Consider the following 20409-nt stretch of genomic DNA (forward strand, 5'->3'; position numbering starts at 1 on the left):
CCTCCCTCAACCAATGCGGGGGGCCGGCAGGCCCCAGATGTCCGTCGCGTATTCGGCGATGGCCCGGTCGGACGAGAAGAAGCCCATGTGCGCCGTGTTGATGATGGCCGAGCGCCACCACGCCGCCGTGTCCTGCCAGCGGGCATCGACGGCGCGCTGGGCGGCGTAATAGGCGTCGAAGTCGGCGGCCACCATGAAATAGTCGTGGTGGCGGACGCTGTTCACCAGGTCGCCGAAGCGGCCCGGCTCCCCGGGGGAGTAGACACCCGCGCCGACGGCGTCCAGCACCTCCTCCAGCAGGGGGGAGGCGGCGATGACGTCGCTCATGTCGATGCCCTTGCGCCGGCGTTCTTCCACCTGTTCCGTCGTCAGGCCGAAGATGAAGATGTTGTCGTCGCCGACATGCTCCTTGATCTCGACATTGGCGCCGTCCAGCGTGCCGATGGTCAGCGCACCGTTCAGCGCCAGCTTCATGTTGCCGGTGCCCGACGCCTCCATGCCGGCGGTGGAAATCTGCTCCGACAGGTCGGCGGCGGGGATGATGGCCTCCGCCAGGCTGACGTTGTAGTTGGGCAGGAACACCACCTTCAGCAGGCGGCGCACCACCGGGTCGCGGTTGACCAGCCGGGCCACGTCGTTGGCCAGCTTGATGATCAGCTTGGCCTGGTGATAGCTGGCGGCGGCCTTGCCGGCGAAGATCTTCACCCGCGGCACCCAGTTGCCGCCGGGGTTGGCGCGGATGGCGTCGTACAGCGCCACGATCTCCAGGATGTTCAGCAGCTGGCGCTTGTACTCGTGGATGCGCTTGATCTGCACGTCGAACAGGGCGTCGGGGCTGACCGACACGTCCAGCCGGCGGCGGATCAGGCCGGCCAGCTCCGCCTTCTTGGCCCGCCGGATGGCGCGGAAGCGGTCCACCACGCCCGCGTCGCCGGCGTACTTCTCGAAGTCGATCAGGGCGGCCGGGTCGTCCATCACCCGCGAGCCGCAGCAATCGACCAGCAGCTCGGTCAGGCCGGGGTTGGCCTCGAACAGCCAGCGGCGGAAGGTGATGCCGTTGGTCTTGTTGACGATGCGGCCGGGATAAAAGCGGTTCAGCTGATAGAACAGGGTGCGCTGCACCAGGTCGGAATGCAGGGCCGACACGCCGTTGATCTTGTGCGACCCGATGAAGGCCAGGTTGCCCATGCGCACGCGCCGGCCGTGGCTCTCGTCGATCAGCGACAGTTCCGACAGCACGCCGCCGTCATGCTCGCCCTTCGACCGCACCAGGTCCAGGTGGCGGGCGTTGATCATGTAGATGATCTGCATGTGGCGGGGCAGCAAGCGTTCCATCAACGGGACGGGCCAGCTTTCCAACGCCTCCGGCAGCAGGGTGTGGTTGGTGTAGGAGAAGACGGCCTTGGTGATCTCCCACGCCTCGTCCCAGCCGAAATCCTCCAGGTCGATCAGCACGCGCATCAGCTCGGCGATGGCGATGGCCGGGTGGGTGTCGTTCAGCTGGATCGCCACCTTCTCGGGCAGCAGTTCCAGCTCGCCATGGTGCTGCTTGTGGCGGCGGATGATGTCCTGCATCGAGGCGGAGACGAAGAAGTACTCCTGCCGCAGGCGCAGTTCCAGGCCGGCCGGGGTGGCGTCGCTGGGGTACAGCACCTTGGAGATGGCCTCCAGCCGCACGCGGGCGGCCAGGGCGCCGACGTGGTCGCCCTGATTGAAGGCGTCCAGCCGCAGAGCGTCCGGCGCGCGCGCCGACCACAGGCGCAGGGTGTTGACGTGGCGCGCCCGCCAGCCGGGGACCGGCGTGTCGAAGGCGATGGCGTCCACCGTCTCCTCCGGCCGCCAGTAGTGCCGGGTGATCTCCTCGCTGACCTCCACCGTCTCCACGGTGCCGCCGAAGCCCACGGAATAGTCGACCTCGGGCCGCTCGAATTCCCAGGGGTTGCCGAAGGTCAGCCAGTTTTCCGGATATTCGCGCTGCCAGCCGTCCTTGATCACCTGGCGGAACAGGCCGTGGTCGTAGCGGATGCCGTAGCCGTGGGCCGCGATCTGCAGGGTCGCCATGCTTTCCATGAAGCAGGCGGCCAGGCGGCCCAGGCCGCCATTGCCCAGGGCCGCGTCCGGCTCGATCTTGCGCAGCTGATCCAGGTCCACACCCAGGTCGTCCAGCGCCTGGCGCACCGGCTCGGTCAGGCCGGTTTCCATCAGGGCGTCGACCAGCAGGCGGCCGATCAGGAATTCCAGCGACAGGTAATAGACCCGCTTGCGCTTGGATTCGTAGGTCGCGCGGGTGGAAGCCATCCACTGGTCGACGATGCGGTCGCGCACCGCCAGCGTGGTGGCGATGAACCAGTCGCGCTGGCTGGCGACCTCGGGATTCTTGCCGACCGCGTACATCAGCTTGGCGACGATGGCCGCGCGCATCGTGTCACGGTCCACGGGCGCCGGCGGCGCCGCTTCATCAGCGATAGGGACGGGGTCTGCCTGGACGGAGTCTTCTGGGGGGACGGACGGGACAGGCTGGTCGATCACGCTGTCATTCCTTTCGAAGCAAGACATCGCCGCATCAGCTTTGCATGTCTGTTGCACCGCGGCAATATTGACCGACACCATCAGATAGGCCGCCACCCGCCCGCGTCACCTCTTTGATATGACAATATTTTGCGGGGGACGCGCCGCCATGCGACGCCCTGTCGGGAAATGGAAATGGGGGCCGCGGACGGTGGTCTCGGCGGTGGCAACCGTCATCCCTGCCCGCTGGTTCCATCGCGGATACCGGGGGTGGGGCATGAGGCCAGGGGCGGCGCGGCCGAATCACGACGGACGGCGCGCCTATGGCCGGGTGGCAAGAGGCATGCCGCTTTGCCGGTCTTCGGCCACCGCCCGATGGAGACGGCGGTAGGCGCTTACCAACTGTTCGACGGTAAAGGCCCGGTTCCGCCCACTGGGATTCGGTAAAACCCACACGGTCGCCCCGCCAAAAAGTTGCTTCTGAGGGCCCCACGCGGGGGCGGCCTGGCCGGACAGGGCGGCATAGGCGGCCTTTCCCAGGAAGGCGACAAAGCGTGGCGCATAATGCGTGATCTTTCGTTCGAAGCGTGCGGTCGCGGCGACGAACTCCTGCACCGCCACCTGCGCCCCCTGGGCCGTTGGGCGATCAACGACGGCCGTCAATCCGCACCGGTACTGCAAGATCGACCGGTCGTTCTCGGGCCGGATTTCCACCGGTGTGAAGCCGGCGAGGTGGATGACACGCCAGAAACGGTTCCCCCGGCCGAGGAAATGGTGGCCGGCCGCCGCGGCGGCCAGGCCAGGGTTGATGCCACAGAAGACGACGTCCAGGTCGGGCGCCAGGATGTCCGGCAATGTCGATGTTACCGTCATCCGCAAATGGCACTGACTGCCTTGCGTGCGAATTCCGCAAGGTCGGCGCGAGGGGTGCCGGACCGGGCCCGGATGGCGATGGTGTGCATCACCGCGGTCGCGAGCGTCGCCAGCGTGGCCGGGTCCGCGTCCTCCCGCAGCTCGCGATTGTCCCGCGCCATCCGGAACCGCGCCTCGAAGTCCGCGTCGAATTCCAGGAAGCCCGTCATCAGGCTTTCTCTGATTTCGGCGTCCTCCATCGCTTCCGTGACCGCGGTGCCCACCACGAAACAGCCGCGTGGGCGATCGTCTCCCGAAAAATAGATCGATAGGGCCCCCTCATAGGCCCGCATCAGCGAATCCGCCAAGGGCCTGTCCTGGGCAAGATCGGCGCGCATGGTGCCCAAGGCGACCTGCCAATAATAAGCCAACGCCTTGAGATAGAGCGAGCGCTTGTCGCCGAACGCGGCATAGAGGCTGGGCCGGTTCATGCCTGTCGCGGCGGAAAGGTCATCGAGCGAGGTGCCGGAGTAGCCGCTTTTCCAGAATGCGTCCATCGCTCGCCGAAGGGCCTCCTCCGGGTCATAGGCGCGGGGGCGGCCGCGACGCTTCGCTTCGTCGCCATCTTTTTTTTGTACCATATCGCATAAAATCCTTTGACGCGGGTCTTGGGATGGATATATATACTGAGCAGTACAAAAACAAGGGCAGCGCAGTGCCGCCTTCCTGAAAGAGGTTCCATGATGAACGCGCAACGTGAAGGGCCGCCGACGCGCCATTCGGCGCCTCGGCATTCCGGCTCCAGTCCCCCCGGCTGAGGCGACTGCCCGTCGCCGTCATGGGCGACGCTGAAGATCACCCCACTGAAAATCCGACCCACTCGACCATGGAGTAAAGGCCATGAATACCCGGACTTTGTCTAATTCGATCAAATACATCACTGCCGCCGTGCTGGCGGGGGCAGCGGTTCTGGGCGCTCCGGCTGCCTTCGCCGCGGCGGCCACCGCGCCGATCGCGGCCGGGGACGCCGCCGCCGTCCGGCACACCTGCCACCAGACCCTGGGCCTGACGATCAACGACGTGGACTATGCCGCCTGCGTCACCACGCTGGAACAGGCATTGGCCGTGGCCTTGCCTGCAGAGCGGCACAGTGCGCCCGGCGGCAGCTCCGCCTGCACCGAGGTCGGCCTGCTGCCCGGCAGCGCGGGCTATGCCCGCTGTGCCGCCAACCTGGAAGGCGCGCTGATCCAGGCCCGCCTGGCCCCCAATTGACCTGGTTCCGGCCCGCGTCCCCGCGGCAGGGGGCGCGGCCGCCGGATCAACCATCCTCGAACGGGAGGTCCCGTGATGGACGCGCAAATCGAAAGGCCGCTTGATGTTCACCCGCCGGGGACGGCGGCGGCGAAGCCGGGGAAGAGCCTCAGGGAACGACTGCGCCTGCCCCTGTTTGTGGCGTTCCCTCTGGTGCTGGCCGCGGCGGGCGCCCGGCTGTACATCGCCGACGAACCCTATGTTTCGACTGACGACGCCTTCGTCCGCATGGCCAAGGAATCGGTCAACGCCCGTGTTGGTGGCCAGGCTGTCGACGTAGCCGTCAGGGACAATCAGCGCGTCAGCAAAGGGCAACTGCTGTTCCAGATCGATCCCCAGCCTTACCGCTTGGTGGTCGACCAAGCGGAGGCGCGGCTCGACACGGCGCGCCTTCAGATCGGCGCGTTGAAGGCGACCTACCGCCAACAGTTGGCGGAGCTGCAGTCTGCCAGGGACTCCGCCGAATTCTATGATCGCGACTATGCCCGTAAGAAGGCGCTCGTCGCGTCGGATTTCGCCTCGCGCGCCGTTTATGAGCGGGCGGAGACGGACCTCAAGGTCGCACGCCGGCGCATCTCATCCCTGGAGCAACAAATGGCGAGCACCGTGGTCGCCCTGGACGGGGATCCGGATGTCGCAATCGACCGCCACCCGTCTGTGCGTGCGGCCAGGGCCGAACTCGACCGGGCCCGGCTCGACCTCTCCTACACGGCCGTGACCGCGCCCGACGACGGCATCGTGACTCGGGTCGATGAGCTGCAGGTCGGTGACTTCGTCACCCCCGGCGCACCCGTGTTCACCCTGTTGTCCAGCCAGCATGTCTGGGTGGAAGCCAATTTCCGGGAAACCGACCTGACCCATATGAAACCTGGCCAGTCCGCGACCATCCGCATCGATGCCTTTCCCAACAGCCGCTTCCGCGCCCATGTCGTCAGCATGAGCCCGGGCACGGGGTCGGACTTCGCCGTCCTGCCGCCTGAGAACGCGACCGGCAATTGGGTTAAGGTGGTGCAGCGCCTGCCGGTGCGCCTGGAACTCGATGGCCCGACGCCAAACGGGCCGCTGTTCTCCGGCATCAGCGTCACGGCCCGGGTCGATACCGCGCACCGGCGTAACTGGTTCGCACCTTTTGAGCCCGCGTCCGGGGCGGGGGGCGCCAAATGACCGCTGGAGCCCCTTCCGAAGGCCGCCGGGTGCTCACCATCGCGGCCTTCGCGGCGACCTTCATGCAGGGCGTCAACATATCCATCCCCAATGCCGCCCTGCCGCACATGCAGGGCACGCTGTCGATGGCGGATGATCAGATCGGCTGGATATTCACCGCCTATGTCACGGCCGGCATCGTTGTTCTGCCCATGACACGCTGGCTCGCTGGCCGCTTGGGGCAGAAGGCACTCTTCCAGTGGTCAATCGCTGTCTTTGCCGCCGGCCTCGTGTTCGATGTCTTGGCACAGACCTCTACCCAGTTCGTCCTGGCCCGCATCATCCAGGGGGCGGCGAGTGGCCCGCTCGGTCCCCTAGCGTTGGCACTCCTGCTTGATGTGCAGCCACCGGCGCGGCACGCCCAGGCCGGGGTGGCGCACACGGCATGCACGCTGCTCGGCATCAGCAGCGGCCCGCCTCTCGGCGGATGGCTCAGCGATTATCACGGCTGGCACTCCATCTTTTATATCAGCTTGCCGCTGGCGGGGTTCGTGTTCCTGGCGATGGCGCTCTGGCTGCCGGAGAAGAAGGCCGAGCGCAACCCGCACTTTGATTTCTTCGGTTGGGCGGCCTTTTCCCTGGGCATCGTCGGTCTGCAGATGCTTCTCGACCGGGGTGAGCGGCTGGAGTGGTTCGCCGCGCCGGAGATTTGGGCGGAGGCCATCGCCGCGGCGCTCGGTTTCTATCTTTTCATCGTCCATGTCCTGACGGCGCAGGCCCACTTTCTGGACAAGGCGCTGTTCAAGGATCGTAATTTCGTCCTGTCGGTCATCATGGTTTTCGCCGCTGGGTTCGTCCTGCTGCCGACCCTAGCCTTGACGTCGCCGATGCTGGAGGAACTCTTCGGGTATCCGGTCGATACCACCGGCTATATGGCCATCCCGCGCGGCGTCGCGTTGGTGGGGGCGCTGATGCTGGCCGGCCGGATGCCGCCGCGTGTGGATAATCGCGTCCTTATCCTGATTGGCCTGGCGTTGGTGGTGTACGCCAACTGGCGCATGCTGGGCTATTCGCCGGCGATGGATTGGCGGCCGGTTGCCATTGCCGGCCTGCTGCAAGGTCTGGGCCTTGGCATCGTGCTGCCGGCACTGGGGCGGGCGGCGTTCAGCACGCTCGATCGGACGTTCCACCCGGACGGTGCCGCGCTTTTCAACCTGTCGCGCCTGTACGGCAGCACCATCGGCATCGCGGTGGTCCAGATCTTCTTCTACGGCAACACCCAGGCCATGCACCTGGCGCTGGCCAAGGATCTGACGCCTTATCGCGCCGCGGCCCATGGTCTGGCGCGGGCCGCCGGACCGACGCTGGCCCGGTTCAATGAATTGGTCACTGGCCAGGCGGCCACGGTCGCCATTGTCGGCCAATTCAAGATCCTGATGCTTGCGGTGCTGGCCGTAAGCCCGCTCGTCGCGCTTCTCCGCACGCCGCGCACCGCCAATCGCTAATCCAGGAGGTCCGTGAAATGGCGTCCCTTGCATCCCTGCCCGACAGGCGCCTTCCCCGGACGGCTGTGGCGGCGGTTTTGTCGCTGGTCCTCCTGCCGGCCTGTACCGTCGGTCCCGATTACACGCCGCCGGCGCCGCCGGTATCGACGCATTATGATCGCGAGGCGGAAAGCCGGCTCGCCTCTGGCGGTGATCGGCCGGGCGACCAGCGCATCAAGCTTGGCGAAGCGTTGGACGGGGACTGGTGGACGGTGTTCCACTCGCCGCGGCTCAACCTCACCATGCGCGGGGCGATCGACGCGAATTTCGATCTCAAGATCGCTGACGCGCGGATAGCACAGGCGTCGGAGGCCGTCCGGGCGGCTGGGGGCGATCTCTATCCGCAAGTGGATTGGGGGGCCCAGATCGGCCGGGGCCGGTCGGACGCGCCGACGCCTGCGACCTCCACCTTCTATGCCGTCGGCCCGCGGGTCAGCTTCGACCTCGATATTTTCGGCGGGACGAAGCGGCTTATCGAGCAACAGGGTGCCTTGGCCGACGCGCAGAAACATCGTTTCGACGCGGCCTATCTAACCTTGACCGGCGATGTCGCGAGCCAAGCCTTTCTGCTGGCATCCGCACAGGCCCAGATCGCGGCGGTGCGGACCTTGCTGGCCGACGACGAGCGCACGCTGGCCCTTCTGCGCGGGGCGCACATGCAGGGCGGTGTCGCCCAGCCCGACGTCGCACTGGCTGAAACGCAGCTGGCGCAGGACCAGACCCTGTTGCCGCCGCTGGCTCAGCAAGGGGACGCGGCGCGCCACGCGCTGGCTGTCCTGGCGGGGCAGGGGCCGGCGGAGGGGATGGTGCCGGACTTCGACCTGGATGATTTCACCTTGCCGCTGGATCTGCCGCTCAGCCTGCCGTCGGAAATGGCGCACGACCGCCCCGACCTGCTTGAGGCCGAGGCCGCCCTGCGGGCCGCCAGCGCGGCCGTGGGCGTGGCCACGGCCGACCTTTACCCCCACCTGACCTTGTCTGGCTCGCTGACCCAGGCCGGTGCCGATCCCACATCGGTGTTCCAGGCCGGCAATTCGCTTTGGGGTGTCGCCGCCGGCCTGGCCGGCCCCCTTTTCCACGGCGGTGCCTTGGAAGCGAACCGCCGGGCCGCGGTTGACGGCTACATCGCGGCGCGTGCGACTTATCAGCGGACCGTGGTCCGGTCATTGGGACAGGTCGCTGATGTGCTTCAGGCGCTCGACCACGACGGCGACGAGTATTGGGCCCAGGAGCGGGCGCTGGCCGCCGCGGCGACCAGCTTGCGCTTGAACTGGGACGGCTACCGGGCGGGTGAGACAGGTGTCCTGCAGGTGCTCGATGCCGAACGGGCCTATCAACGCGCTCTGTTGGGCCAGATCCGGGCGAAGACGGCCCGGTATCTGGACACGGTGCAATTCTTCATCGCGCTCGGCGGCAATGCCTCCGGCTCTTACGGGCGTGTGGCCAGCGCAAGCAAGGAACCATGATCATGACCACCAATGAGACGTTTTTCCGTACGACCTTCCCGTCCGACCATGGGGCGGGACAGATCCCGGTCATGGGCTTCGGTACCCTGATCCCCGACGCCGCGGCCACGAAACGGGCGGTCAAGGCCGCCTTGGAGGCGGGGTTCCGGCATTTCGATTGCGCGGAACGCTACCGCAACGAGGCGGCGGTGGGCGAGGCGCTGCAGGAGGCGTTTCGGACGGGCGGGGTTCAGCGTGAAGATGTCTTCCTGACCACCAAATTATGGAACACGAACCATCGCCCGGAGCGCGTCCGCCCCGCTTTCGAGGCGAGCTGCCGGCGGCTGGGGGTCGATTACATTGACTGCTACATCATCCACACGCCCTTCGCCTTTCGCCCAGGTGAGGAGCAGGATCCGCGGGATGCGCAGGGGCAGGTGATCTATGATCTCGATGTCACGCTGGCGGACACCTGGCGCGCTATGGAAAGCCTGGTGGAGGAGGGACGGTGCCGCTCGGTCGGCCTGTCGGACATTACGCTGGATGCGCTGCGGGACATCGTCGCCATCGCCCGGATCAAGCCCGCCATGGTGCAGGTGGAATCCCATCCCTATCTGCAGGAGTGGGAATTGCTCGATTTCTGCCGGCAGCACGGCATCCTCATGCAGGCATTCGCGCCTTTGGGGCACGCCATGGAACCCCGTGTGCTGGACGACAGGGTGCTGGTCGCCATCGCGGCCCGTCTTGGCCGGATGCCCGCGCAGGTGGCGCTGGCCTGGGCCGTGCAGCGGGGCACCGCGTTTCTGACGACATCGATCAATCCCGACCATATACGGGAAAACTTCGAGATCACGGCACTGCCGGAAGCGGCCATGCAGGAGATCCGCTACGACATCGGGACGAACATCCGGTTCAATACAGTGGTCGAAACCGGGGTGCCCGGCTTCATCCCCCGGACGAGATAGTGCGGTCTTGCCCGTGCCGCCGGCTTCGTTCTGGACGCTGCGCGCCTTGGACTGGCCGGCTATGCGCCGAATCGCGCAGGATTATGCGCCGTTTTGCGCAACCTTTGGGCCGCTTAACACAAATATATAAAAAGGGAGTTGGAGGCACGGCCGGGAATCGAACCCGGATTCACGGATTTGCAGTCCGTTGCATCACCATTCTGCCACCGCGCCATCCACGAGAACCGACCGGAGGGGCCGTCCAGCGGCGCCTGCGGTCAGGGCAGGGCGCCTCTATAGCGTCGCCCGTCGGGGCGGTCAAGCATGCTGGCGTCGCTTTCTGACGTTTCGGTGACGGCACGGGGCCACGGCCGGGCCGAGGGCTTGGCGGGGGGCGGCGGATGGACGCCCGGTGCAGGCATCAATTGTCTTCGGGCGGCGGGGGAGATATATACCGATCCTGGTTTTTCAAGCGTGTGCGGGTCGAACGGCCCTGTGGCGCGCATCTTCCTCCGCCTCGTTTCCATCAGATCGGTATATCCCATGGCCGCCGACTACACCGCCGCCCGCGTCAACATGATCGAGGGACAGATTCGCCCCAACAAGGTCACCGACCCCTTCGTGGTTGAGGCTTTCCTGGCCATCCCGCGTGAGCGGTTCGTGCCCGAGGCGCTGGCCGGCGTCGCCTATGTCGACGAGGATGTGCCCGTGGCCCCCGGCCGCTACCTGATGGAGCCGATGGTCCTGGCCCGCCTGGTGCAGGAACTGTCCCTGACCCGCGCCGACAAGGTGCTGGCCGTGGGTGTGGCCACCGGCTACGCCGCCGCCATCATGGCCGAGATGGCCGGTTCGGTGGTGGCGCTGGAAAGCGACCCCGCCCTGGTCGAGGCCGCGCGCAAGGCCCTGGCCGGTGTCGCGGGTGTCACCGTGGTGCAGGGTGACCTGGCCGCCGGTCACCCCGCCAAGGCGCCCTACGGTGCCATCCTGATCGACGGCTCGGTGCCCGAGGTGCCGGCCAGCCTGCTGGACCAGCTGCCCGAGGGCGGGCGCCTGGTGGCGGTGGTCATCAACGCCGCCGGCCTGGGCGAGGCGCGCTATTACCGCAAGGTGGGTGGCGTGGTGTCGCACCGCATCCTGTTCGACGCCGCCGTCCGGCCCCTGCCGGGCTTCGAGCGTCGTGCCGAATTCGTGTTCTGATCCGAAGCCTCACGGCCGGATGCTCGCTGTCCGCCGTGGGGTTTCGTTTCTCCCTTTCACGGCCGACCTGGGCCGGGAAGGGGCGGATTGGGGGAGAGACGGTCCCCCGAAACATGGCCTTAAGTGGACCTTTGCGGTTCCACCGATCATGTTACAGAGTGTTTTTTAAGGGGCGCGTTGGCGCCGATGGGGATTCGGGGTGCGGTTCCGCTACGGTCGCGTGCGTCGGTCGCGCCCCGCCTATAATATTTATTTAAGGTGTTTGGGGAAAATGGCGATGCAAGTGAACACCGCTGGATGTGGGGCAGAGGGCATGGGAACCGGACATTGGGTGAAGCGGGCGCGCCGGCTGGCCGCCGCCCTGCCGCTGACGGCGCTGGCCTTGACCGTGGCGACCGCAGCCCACGGGCAGTCGCTGGAAGACGCCTTGAGCCAGGCCTACCAGAACAATCCCACGCTGGAAGCCGGCCGCGCCGGCCAACGCGCCACGGATGAAGGCGTGCCCCAGGCCCGCGCCAGCATGCTGCCCACCGTCACGGCCGACGGCAACCTGGGCAAGGAGCGGCTGAGCCAGGGCAACGCCATCACGCACATGAATCCGGCGCAGACCGGCGTCACCATCAACCAGGCGATCTACGCCGGCGGCAGCATCCAGGCCGGCATCAGCCAGGCTGAGAATCAGGTGGAGGCCGGCCGGGCCAGCCTGCTGGACACCGAACAGCAGGTGCTGCTGGCCGCCGCCACCGCCTATCTGGACGTGGTGCGCGACCAGGCTGTTCTGGACCTGAACATCAACAACGAACAGGTGCTGACCCGGCAGCTGGAGGCGTCGCGCGATCGCTTCCGCGTGGGTGAGCTGACCCGCACCGACGTCAGCCAGTCCGAGTCGCGCTTGGCCGGCGCCACCGCCGACCGCATCTCGGCCCAGGGCGCCCTGGCCGCCAGCCGCGCCACCTATGCCAAGCTGATGGGCCAGGTGCCCGGCACGCTGAAGCAGCCGACCCGCCTGGTGCACCTGCCGGTGAACCAGGAAGAGACCATGGCCGCGGCCGAGGTATCGGCCCCGGTGGTCGTTGCCGCGCGCTACAATCACAAGGCGTCGCAGGACGCGGTTGACGGCGCCTTTGGTCAGATGCTGCCGCAGCTGTCGGCCAGCGCCCAATACTACCGCAACTGGGACCAGTCGCTTCCGGGCGTGCAGTACGACACGGCCGTCATTTCCGCCCGCGTCACCATTCCGCTGTATGAGGGCGGCGGCACCTCGGCCAAGGTGCGCGGCGCCAAGCAGACGGAACAGCAGCGCCGCACCCAAGTGATGGAGGCCGTGCGTTCGGCCGACGAGACGGCGGTGAAGGCCTGGCAGGCCCTGGTGACGGCCCGCGCCGCCATCGAGGCCTACAAGAGCGCCGTCGCCTCCAACGAGATCGCGCTGGAAGGCGTGCGTCAGGAACAGTCGGTGGGTTCCCGCACCATCCTCGACGTGCTGAACGCCGAGCAGGAATTGGTGAACGCCAAGGTCCAATTGGTTCGCGCCCAACATGACGAGCAGGTGGCGTCCTACGAGGTGCTGTCGGCCGTGGGCGACCTGACTGCCGCCAAGCTGGGCCTGAACGTCCCGCTGTACGACGCCAAGGCCCACTATGAAGAGGTCAAGGACAAGCTCTGGGGCCCTTCCATCGAAAAGTAAGCGGCGATCGAGCCTGATCGCACGCGCCGGACGGGGCGGCTCCATGGCTTGGGGCCGCCTTTTTCTTTTGTGGACAGGCGGCGGCGCACCCTATTCTTGAGGAGAAGCAATAGCGGGGGCGAATAGGGCAGGGTGGGATGACGCGGGCCAGCATTGGCGACCGGCGCGCCCGTGATTAACCCAATGGCATTTTTACTGTTCTTGCCCTAGGCTGCCCCGAATGTCGGTACCCATACGTCGGTGCGGGGCCGGCGCGCTTACAGGTCCACGCCGTTACAGGTCAGGTTAGGCAAACAATGGCTGACAAGTCACAACAAGAACCTTCGATGGAGGAAATCCTCGCCTCCATCCGGCGGATCATTTCTGAAGACACCGACGCGCCGCCGCCCGAGCCGGAGGCGCCTCCTCCTCCTCCTCCCCCTCCGCCCCCGCCGGAGGACGACATTTTCGAGGCGGTGCCCATGCCGCCTCCGCCGCCGCCTCCTCCTCCCCCTCCTCCGCCTCCGCCGCCGGAGGACGACGTGCTGGAGTTGACGGACATCATCCCGGACGAGCCCGAGCCGGAGCCCGAGCCCCTGCCGGACCCCTTCGCGTATGAGCCGCCGCCCCCGCCGCCGCGCCGCCCGCCGCCGCCCATGGACGACGACCGGCTGATGTCGCAGTTCACGGAAGAAGCCGCCAGCCGCGCCTTCTCCAGTCTGTCGGGCTTCCGTCGCGGCGGCCCCAGCCTGACGGGGGAGGGGCCCATCGGCCGCTCCGACGTTACGCTGGAGGAGATCGTGCACGTCCTGGTCCGCCCCATCCTGCGCGAATGGCTGGATGAGAACCTGCCCTCCCTGGTCGAGCGCCTGGTCAAGCGCGAGATTGAAAAGGTGGTACGGCGCGGACTCGACTGAGGCGCGCCGCTTCGATAAACCTTGCCAAGCCCCAGGTAATTTCATAGGGGGCGGCGCTCTACCCCGCGCCGCCCTTTTCTTTTGTTTTGAGCCCGTGATTCAGGTGCCCGCCATGCTGGACAAGACCTTCTCCCCCGCCGATGTCGAACGCAGCCGCTATGAGCGCTGGGAGCGCTCCGGCGCCTTCGCCGCCCATGTGGACAGCAACGCCCAGCCCTACACCATCATGATGCCGCCGCCCAACGTGACGGGCAGCCTGCACATGGGCCACGCACTGACTTTCACGCTGCAGGACCTGCTGATCCGCTATCACCGCATGAGCGGGCGCGACGCCCTGTGGCAGCCGGGCACGGACCACGCCGGCATCGCCACCCAGATGGTGGTGGAGCGCAACCTGGCCAAGGAAGGCAAGACGCGGGCCGAGATGGGCCGTGAGGCCTTCCTGCAGAAGGTCTGGGAGTGGAAGGCCGAGTCCGGCGGCACCATCACCCGCCAGCTGCGCCGCCTGGGCGCCTCGCCCGATTGGTCGCGTGAGCGCTTCACCATGGATGAGGGGCTGAACGCCGCCGTCCGCAAGGTGTTTGTCGAGCTGTACCGCCAGGGCCTGATCTATCGCGACAAGCGCCTGGTGAACTGGGACCCCAAGCTGCACACCGCCATCTCCGACCTGGAGGTCGAGCAGAAGGAGGTGAAGGGCAGCCTGTGGTACTTCCGGTATCCGGTGGAAGGCATGGCGGACACCTTTATCACCGTTGCCACCACGCGGCCCGAGACCATGCTGGGCGACACCGGCGTCGCCGTGCATCCGGACGATGAGCGCTACAAGGATCTGGTGGGCCGCCATGTCATCCTGCCCATCACCGGCCGCCGCATCCCCATCGTCGCCGACGAGTATGCCGATCCGGAGACCGGCACCGGCGCGGTGAAGATCACCCCCGCCCATGACTTCAACGATTTCGAGGTGGGTAAGCGGCACAACCTGCCTATGATCAACCTGTTCGACCGCGACGCGAAGCTGAACGAGCATGCGCCGGCCGAGTATCAGGGGCTGGATCGCTTCGCCGCCCGCAAGAAGGTGGTGGAGGAGATCGAGGCCCTGGGCCTGCTGGAGAAGATCGACCCGCACACCCTGATGCAGCCGCACGGTGACCGCAGCGGCGTGGTCATCGAGCCCTGGCTGACCGACCAGTGGTATTGCGACGCCGTCACCCTGGCCAAGCCCGCGCTGGAGGCGGTGGAGCAGGGCAGGACCCAGTTCGTGCCCAAGCAGTGGGAAAACACCTATTACGAGTGGATGCGCAACATCCAGCCGTGGTGCATCAGCCGCCAGCTGTGGTGGGGCCACCAGATCCCGGCGTGGTTCGGGCCGGACGGCAAGTTCTTCGTCGCCGAGACGGAGGCCGAAGCCCAGGCCGAGGCGGATGCCCATTACGGCGCCGCCACGCCCCTGACCCGCGACGCCGACGTGCTGGATACTTGGTTCTCGTCCGCCCTGTGGCCCTTCTCCACCCTGGGCTGGCCGGAGAAGACGCCGGAGCTGGCGCGCTATTACCCCGGCGATGTGCTGGTCACCGGCTTCGACATCATCTTCTTCTGGGTCGCCCGCATGATGATGATGGGCATCCACTTCATGGGCGACGTGCCCTTCCGCACCATCTACATCCACGCCCTGGTGCGGGATGAGAAGGGGCAGAAGATGTCGAAGTCCAAAGGCAACGTCATCGATCCGCTGGACCTTATCGACCAGTACGGCTGCGACGCCCTGCGCTTCACGCTGACCGCCATGGCGGCCCAGGGCCGCGACATCAAGCTGGCGACCTCGCGCGTCGAGGGCTACCGCAACTTCGCGACCAAGCTGTGGAACGCCGCACGCTACGCCCAGATGAACCAGGTGGCGCCCGTCCCGGGTTTTGCCCCCACCGGCCTGACCCAGACGGTCAACCGCTGGATCGTGGGCGCCGTGGCCGACTGCGCGGCGCAGGTGACCGAGGCGCTGGAGGGCTATCGCTTCAATGATGCCGCCAACGCCCTGTACCACTTCGCCTGGGGCAGCTTCTGCGACTGGTACCTGGAATTCACCAAGCCCATCCTGAACGGCGAGGATGAGGCGGCGAAGGCCGAGACCCGCGCCGTCACCGCCTGGGTGCTGGACCAGGTTCTTTATCTGCTGCACCCTATCATGCCCTTCCTGACGGAAGAGCTGTGGGAGAAGCTGGGCGAGGGCCAGCAGCGCGGCGACCTGATCACCGCCGCCTGGCCGCAGTACCCGGCCGCCTACAAGGACGCCGGCGCCCTGGCCGAGATGGACTGGGTGGTGCGCTTCATCTCCACCATCCGCACCATCCGGTCGGAAATGAACGTGCCGCCATCGGCCCAGTTGCCGCTGCTGGTGAAGGGCGCCGGGGCCGAGACGGCTGCGCGCCTGGGTACCCACCGCGACCTGGTCCTGAAGCTGGCCCGCCTGTCCGACATCACCCTGACGGAGGAGGCGCCGGCCACTGGCGCCGTGCAGGCGGTGGTGGATGAGGCGACCCTGGTCCTGCCCCTGGCGGACTTCATCGACCTGGCCAAGGAGAAGGCCCGCCTGGCCAAGGAAATCCAGAAGCTGGAGGGTGAGATCGCCAAGGTCGATGCCAAGCTGGGCAACCCCAACTTCGTGGACAAGGCCCCGCCCGAGGTGATTGAGGAACAGCGCGAGCGCCGGGCCGAGGCCGACAGCACCCGTGCCAAGCTGGCCGAGGCGCTGTCTCGCCTGGGCTGATGCCGGGCTCGCCTGGGTAAGGATGATGTGATGGACGGCCGCCCCGGGAAAAGCCCCGGGGCGGCCGTTTGTCACATGGATGTATTCATTGGAATAATGCGACCTATGCGGGAGGTGCCGCGCAGGGCGGCGTCCTGATTCCCACCCTGAGGATGAAATGACCGCTGGGCGTTGGACGGTGATGATGGCGGCCGTGGCCCTCGTGGCCGGTTGTGCGGTGCAGCATGTGCAGGTCATACCCGTCACCATGAACGGCGGCACGGCGCCCCGGCCGGCTGGTACGGTCGGCACGCCGGAAAAGGTCATGCTGACCCGCACCGTTCCCGTGGGACAGGAGCGCGAGCTGAATTTCTATCAGGGCCTGCATGAGGATTGCGCCCCGATTTCTGGCATCACGGTGGAAATCCTCACCGCGCCAGCCCACGGCACCGCCAGCTTGCGCGATGGGACGGACTATCCGACCTTCCCCGCCGGCAATCCCCGCGCCGCCTGCAACAAGAAGGCCATGCCCGCCCAACAACTGTGGTACCAGCCCGCCCCCGGCTATACCGGCGCGGACGTGCTGGAGGTGCAGGTTTTCTATCCCATGGGAACGGCCCAGAAACAGACCTACACCATCAACATTCAGGGCAACGTCCAGGGCGCTGCCCCGCCCAAGCCCATCGCACCTTGAGGATGGTGCCCGGTCGCGCCAGGGCCGCTTCAGGGGGCCCCCGCGTCAAGGTGCGAAGGGGCCGGGCGCTGCCGCCGTCGGCTTCTTCAGCCAGATGCCCGCCAGGGCCACGAAGGGGATCAGGTGCAACAGGGTGCGGGTCTCATTGGTCAGGCCCAAGGCCAGCACGGCCAGCACCTGCACCAGGACGAAGGCAGCAAGCGATAGGGCGCGGACGCCGTGCCGCTTCACCATCACCGCCGTCAGGCCCAGCACCGTGGCCAGGTAGACGGGGATCAGAAGATCCAGCGACAGGCTGGGATCGGTGATCCAGTCGTAGAACTGGCCAAAATTCTCCCCCACCTGGATATGGAAATAGGCGTCGAACGTGGTGGAGGATGACTTCTGAATGTCGCGGAAGATCTTATAGCCGACTTCTTCCTTCAGCAGCATCTTGCGCAGGAATTCGATAATGGCGAAGGCGGCGACGCTGCCCAGCAGGCCGGACGCCAGCCAGCGCCAGTCCGGCCGGCGCTTTTCCACCCATGCGTCGATGACGGCCTTGGCCATCATGTAGCCGCCGATGAACACGGCCGATTCGTGGTTGAAGCAGGCCACGCCCAGCAGGGCCAGGAAGGCCCACCACGGCGCCCGGGTCAGGACCAGCAGGTAAAACACCGCCGTGGTCAACAGCAGCACGAAGTCCCAGATGTACAGCCAAGGCTTCGACATCAGCGCCATGAACAGGACATGCATGGCCAGCAAGGCCGTCCAGGCCTTCTGCCGTCCGTCCACTCGTTGGCTGGCCGCTCCCTGGCCGGCCGCCGCCTGGGCGGCGTAAAACAGGGCTAGGCCGGCACCGGTCAGGCCGAACACGGCGACCACGGCGTGGGCGCTGGTCAGGTTCACGCCCGTAAGCTCGATCAGATGTTCCAGGAAGGGCGCCAGTACGCGCGACTGGAAGAAGCGCCAGTGCGGATAGCCTTGCAGCACCCCCACCTCAGCCTGCAGGTTCTGCAGCAGGTATTGATCGAAGAAGTGGACGATGTGGCGCCACTGCGCCACCGCCAGGATGAAGGCCGTGCCCGTGACCAGCAGGGCGTCCAGGTATTCCTCCCGATCGGCCCGCAAATCCAAACCACGCATATGCGACTTTCCCCAATAAGCCGGTGACGTCGGCCTGGTGTCACCCCGCCGCCAAATCCGCCAGGGCGGACGGCAGGTCGCGGAAATGATCCACCAACCGATCCGCCCCCAGTTGTTCCACGGGCATGCGCGGATAGCCATAGGTAACGCATACGACCTGGCAGCCGGCGGCGCGGCCGGCCGTCACGTCGTTGGCGCCGTCACCCACCATGATGGTTTTGCCGGGCGCGGCAGCCAGGTGGGCCATGGCGTGCAACAGCGGGCCGGGGTGCGGCTTGCGCGTCGGCAGGCTGTCGCCCCCGACCACGGCCTTGAAATAGGGGGCAAGGCCGATGGCCTCCAGCACCGCGTGGGTCGCCCGCTCCGGCTTGTTGGTCACCAGGGCCAGGGGGATGTCGGCACTCAACCGCGCCAGCGTCTCGGCCACGCCGGGGAAGACGCAGGACGGATCGGCCGGCAGGGACTCATAGATCGCCATGTAGCGGTCGGTCATGGCGGGGACCGAGTCGGGATCCAGCGGCCGGCCGACGGCGGCGAAGGTGCGGGTCACCAGCATCGGGGCGCCGTCGCCGATGAACTGGTGCACCTGCGCCAGGTCCAGGTTGGGCAGGTTCTCCTCATCCAGCAGACGGTTGATGCCGGTCAGGATGTCGGGCGCGCTGTCGATCAGCGTTCCGTCGAAGTCGAACAGGACGGCAGCGGGCATGAGGCTCATGGGGCGGCATCCGGGCGATGGCGGTTTCGCGAGACACCATCGTTGTGGCAGTAAGGGGGCCTCGCTGGCAATGGCGTCGGGCTGGGGCTCATCCCATCTGACGACGTGTCGCGCCCCAAACAGTGCCGTGAATCCAAACAGTGCCGTGAATAAGGTTATCGCCATGACCGCTCAGACGTCGACCGCCCTCGCTTGCATCGTGCTGGCCGCGGGCAAGGGCACCCGGATGAAGTCCGACCTGCCCAAGGTCCTGCACCCCATCGCCAATGAGCCCATGGTGGCCCATGTGTTGCGGGCGGCGTCGGCGCTGAACCCCGACCGGATCATCGTGGTGGTGGGCCCCGGGCAGGAGGACGTGGCCAAGGCCGTCGCGCCGCACGCCACCGTGCTGCAGCCCCAGCAGCTGGGCACGGCCGACGCGGTGAAAGCGGCGCGGGCGAGCCTGGGGGATTTCGATGGCGACGTGCTGGTGCTGTTCGGCGACACGCCCCTGGTGCGACCGGAGACGCTGTCCCTGCTGGTCCAAGCGCGGCGCGGCGCCGGCGATCCGGCTGTGGCGGTGCTGGGCATGCGTCCAAGCGATCCCGCCGCCTACGGCCGGTTGGTGCAGGACGAGGCCGGCGGCCTGACCAAGATCGTGGAATACCTGGACGCCACGCCGGCGGAGCGGGCCATCGGCCTGTGCAACGCCGGGCTGATGGCCTTCGATGGCCGCCGCCTGTGGGCCATCCTGGACGCCATCGGCAGCGCCAACGCCAAGGGTGAATACTACCTGACCGACGCCGTGGCCGTGGCCCGCGCCCAGGGCCATGCCTGCGCCGTGGCCGAGGGGGATCCGGCGGATGTGGAGGGCGTCAATTCCCGTGTCGAGCTGGCCAAGCTGGAAAAGCTGATGCAGGCCCGCCTGCGCCGCCAGGCCATGCTGAATGGCGCCACCCTGGCCGATCCGGATACGGTGTGGTTCTCCGCCGACACGGTGCTGGGCCGCGATGTCACCGTGGGCCAGAACGTGGTGTTCGGGCCCGGCGTGGTGGTGGAGGATGGCGTGACCATCCGTCCCTTCTGCCACCTGGAAGGTGTGGTGGTACGGCGCGACGCCATCATCGGTCCTTATTCCCGCCTGCGCCCGGGGTCCGACATCGGCGCCGGCGCCCACGTCGGCAACTTCGTCGAGGTCAAGGCCTCCACCCTCGGGCAGGGCGCCAAGGCCAACCACCTGGCCTATGTCGGCGACGCCGACATAGGGGAGGGGACCAACATCGGCGCCGGTGCCATCACCTGCAACTATGACGGCACCTTCAAGTACCGCACCCAGGTGGGCCGCAACGTCTTCGTCGGCACCAACGCCACCCTGGTGGCCCCGGTGAAGGTGGGCGACGGCGCCTTCATCGCCGGCGGCAGCACCATCACCGAGCCAGTGCCCGCCGACGCCCTGGCCATCGGCCGAGGCCGCCAAGTGGTGAAGGAAGGCTGGGCCGCCGCCTTCGCCGCATCTCAGAAGGCGCGCAAGGCGGCGCAGAAGAAGGGCTGAGCGGGAAAGGGTTAGGCCGGGATGGCCCGGCTGGGCGATGATGGTATGGGACGAAGGATGGGTGCGGCGCGTTAACG

Annotated in this window: 16 protein-coding genes and 1 tRNA gene; 11 read left to right on the forward strand and 6 right to left on the reverse strand. The window is 66.9% G+C overall.

Features of this window, described 5'->3' with window-relative positions; translation table 11 throughout:
* Positions 1-6: 6 nt before the first annotated feature.
* The 3 genes from FBZ87_RS08135 to FBZ87_RS08145 all read right to left on the reverse strand — a co-directional run bounded on the left by FBZ87_RS08135 (position 7) and on the right by FBZ87_RS08145 (position 4001).
* On the reverse strand, positions 7-2421 hold the full coding sequence (locus FBZ87_RS08135; protein WP_145610421.1) for a glycogen/starch/alpha-glucan phosphorylase: 2415 nt from the start codon (positions 2419-2421) through the stop codon (positions 7-9).
* Positions 2422-2829: 408 nt separating this feature from the next.
* Positions 2830-3363, reverse strand: a complete 534-nt coding sequence (mug, locus tag FBZ87_RS08140; protein ID WP_211106892.1) for a G/U mismatch-specific DNA glycosylase — start codon at positions 3361-3363, stop codon at positions 2830-2832.
* Between the two features lie 14 nt (positions 3364-3377).
* Positions 3378-4001, reverse strand: coding sequence for a TetR/AcrR family transcriptional regulator (locus tag FBZ87_RS08145; RefSeq protein ID WP_145609860.1), 624 nt, complete (start codon positions 3999-4001; stop codon positions 3378-3380).
* Between the two features lie 259 nt (positions 4002-4260).
* Here FBZ87_RS08145 and FBZ87_RS08150 point away from each other — a divergent pair, with 259 nt between their 5' ends.
* The 5 genes from FBZ87_RS08150 (at position 4261) to FBZ87_RS08170 (ending at position 9768) form a co-directional block, all read left to right on the forward strand.
* Positions 4261-4632 (forward strand): hypothetical protein, encoded by a 372-nt coding sequence (locus FBZ87_RS08150; RefSeq protein ID WP_145609861.1) that lies wholly within the window; start codon positions 4261-4263, stop codon positions 4630-4632.
* A gap of 75 nt (positions 4633-4707) precedes the next feature.
* Entirely contained in the window at positions 4708-5835 is a 1128-nt protein-coding gene (locus FBZ87_RS08155) for an HlyD family secretion protein (RefSeq protein ID WP_145609862.1), read from the forward strand.
* Positions 5832-7319, forward strand: coding sequence for a DHA2 family efflux MFS transporter permease subunit (locus tag FBZ87_RS08160; protein ID WP_145609863.1), 1488 nt, complete (start codon positions 5832-5834; stop codon positions 7317-7319). The genes FBZ87_RS08155 and FBZ87_RS08160 overlap by 4 nt, the downstream gene beginning before the upstream one ends.
* A gap of 17 nt (positions 7320-7336) precedes the next feature.
* Positions 7337-8824 (forward strand): efflux transporter outer membrane subunit, encoded by a 1488-nt coding sequence (locus FBZ87_RS08165; RefSeq protein WP_145609864.1) that lies wholly within the window; start codon positions 7337-7339, stop codon positions 8822-8824.
* Positions 8825-8826: 2 nt separating this feature from the next.
* Entirely contained in the window at positions 8827-9768 is a 942-nt protein-coding gene (locus FBZ87_RS08170; RefSeq protein WP_145609865.1) for an aldo/keto reductase, read from the forward strand.
* Positions 9769-9907: 139 nt separating this feature from the next.
* Here the strand turns inward: FBZ87_RS08170 and FBZ87_RS08175 are convergent.
* Positions 9908-9981, reverse strand: a tRNA-Cys gene (locus FBZ87_RS08175).
* Between the two features lie 309 nt (positions 9982-10290).
* Here FBZ87_RS08175 and FBZ87_RS08180 point away from each other — a divergent pair.
* The 5 genes from FBZ87_RS08180 (at position 10291) to FBZ87_RS08200 (ending at position 16961) form a co-directional block, all read left to right on the forward strand.
* The gene (locus FBZ87_RS08180) at positions 10291-10944 is read left to right on the forward strand and encodes a protein-L-isoaspartate O-methyltransferase family protein (protein ID WP_145609866.1); all 654 of its coding nucleotides are present in this window, start codon (positions 10291-10293) and stop codon (positions 10942-10944) included.
* Between the two features lie 313 nt (positions 10945-11257).
* Positions 11258-12631, forward strand: coding sequence for a TolC family outer membrane protein (locus FBZ87_RS08185; protein ID WP_246134304.1), 1374 nt, complete (start codon positions 11258-11260; stop codon positions 12629-12631).
* Positions 12632-12957: 326 nt separating this feature from the next.
* Positions 12958-13527, forward strand: coding sequence for a PopZ family protein (locus FBZ87_RS29645; RefSeq protein WP_484213839.1), 570 nt, complete (start codon positions 12958-12960; stop codon positions 13525-13527).
* Between the two features lie 112 nt (positions 13528-13639).
* The gene (locus tag FBZ87_RS08195; protein WP_145609869.1) at positions 13640-16288 is read left to right on the forward strand and encodes a valine--tRNA ligase; all 2649 of its coding nucleotides are present in this window, start codon (positions 13640-13642) and stop codon (positions 16286-16288) included.
* Positions 16289-16445: 157 nt separating this feature from the next.
* A complete protein-coding gene (locus FBZ87_RS08200; protein WP_145609870.1) occupies positions 16446-16961 on the forward strand; it encodes a hypothetical protein in 516 nt (171 codons plus the stop codon).
* 45 nt (positions 16962-17006) lie between these two features.
* Here FBZ87_RS08200 and FBZ87_RS08205 read toward each other — a convergent pair whose 3' ends face one another.
* Positions 17007-18086 carry a hypothetical protein gene (locus FBZ87_RS08205; protein WP_186454650.1) on the reverse strand — a complete coding sequence of 360 codons (1080 nt, stop codon included), beginning with the start codon at positions 18084-18086 and terminating at the stop codon, positions 17007-17009.
* A 40-nt stretch (positions 18087-18126) separates the two neighbouring features.
* Positions 18127-18801, reverse strand: coding sequence for a phosphoglycolate phosphatase (gph, locus tag FBZ87_RS08210; protein WP_145609872.1), 675 nt, complete (start codon positions 18799-18801; stop codon positions 18127-18129).
* A gap of 163 nt (positions 18802-18964) precedes the next feature.
* Here gph and glmU point away from each other — a divergent pair, with 163 nt between their 5' ends.
* Positions 18965-20332, forward strand: coding sequence for a bifunctional UDP-N-acetylglucosamine diphosphorylase/glucosamine-1-phosphate N-acetyltransferase GlmU (gene glmU, locus FBZ87_RS08215; RefSeq protein WP_145609873.1), 1368 nt, complete (start codon positions 18965-18967; stop codon positions 20330-20332).
* Positions 20333-20409 lie beyond the last annotated feature (77 nt).

It is taken from the genome of Nitrospirillum amazonense, assembly GCF_007828035.1.
Taxonomy (GTDB): domain Bacteria; phylum Pseudomonadota; class Alphaproteobacteria; order Azospirillales; family Azospirillaceae; genus Nitrospirillum; species Nitrospirillum amazonense.

What these genes read in the sequence shown, in the direction of transcription:
- glmU (WP_145609873.1), top strand. Translation starts at nt 18,965, where the DNA reads ATGACCGCTCAGACGTCGACCGCCCTCGCTTGCATCGTGCTGGCCGCG.
- FBZ87_RS08170 (WP_145609865.1), top strand. Translation starts at nt 8,827, where the DNA reads ATGACCACCAATGAGACGTTTTTCCGTACGACCTTCCCGTCCGACCAT.
- FBZ87_RS29645 (WP_484213839.1), top strand. Translation starts at nt 12,958, where the DNA reads ATGGAGGAAATCCTCGCCTCCATCCGGCGGATCATTTCTGAAGACACC.
- FBZ87_RS08195 (WP_145609869.1), top strand. Translation starts at nt 13,640, where the DNA reads ATGCTGGACAAGACCTTCTCCCCCGCCGATGTCGAACGCAGCCGCTAT.
- FBZ87_RS08155 (WP_145609862.1), top strand. Translation starts at nt 4,708, where the DNA reads ATGGACGCGCAAATCGAAAGGCCGCTTGATGTTCACCCGCCGGGGACG.
- FBZ87_RS08200 (WP_145609870.1), top strand. Translation starts at nt 16,446, where the DNA reads ATGACCGCTGGGCGTTGGACGGTGATGATGGCGGCCGTGGCCCTCGTG.
- FBZ87_RS08165 (WP_145609864.1), top strand. Translation starts at nt 7,337, where the DNA reads ATGGCGTCCCTTGCATCCCTGCCCGACAGGCGCCTTCCCCGGACGGCT.
- FBZ87_RS08185 (WP_246134304.1), top strand. Translation starts at nt 11,258, where the DNA reads ATGGGAACCGGACATTGGGTGAAGCGGGCGCGCCGGCTGGCCGCCGCC.
- FBZ87_RS08150 (WP_145609861.1), top strand. Translation starts at nt 4,261, where the DNA reads ATGAATACCCGGACTTTGTCTAATTCGATCAAATACATCACTGCCGCC.
- FBZ87_RS08180 (WP_145609866.1), top strand. Translation starts at nt 10,291, where the DNA reads ATGGCCGCCGACTACACCGCCGCCCGCGTCAACATGATCGAGGGACAG.
- FBZ87_RS08135 (WP_145610421.1), bottom strand. Translation starts at nt 2,421, where the DNA reads ATGCGCGCGGCCATCGTCGCCAAGCTGATGTACGCGGTCGGCAAGAAT.
- FBZ87_RS08145 (WP_145609860.1), bottom strand. Translation starts at nt 4,001, where the DNA reads ATGGTACAAAAAAAAGATGGCGACGAAGCGAAGCGTCGCGGCCGCCCC.
- FBZ87_RS08160 (WP_145609863.1), top strand. Translation starts at nt 5,832, where the DNA reads ATGACCGCTGGAGCCCCTTCCGAAGGCCGCCGGGTGCTCACCATCGCG.
- FBZ87_RS08205 (WP_186454650.1), bottom strand. Translation starts at nt 18,086, where the DNA reads ATGCGTGGTTTGGATTTGCGGGCCGATCGGGAGGAATACCTGGACGCC.
- gph (WP_145609872.1), bottom strand. Translation starts at nt 18,801, where the DNA reads ATGAGCCTCATGCCCGCTGCCGTCCTGTTCGACTTCGACGGAACGCTG.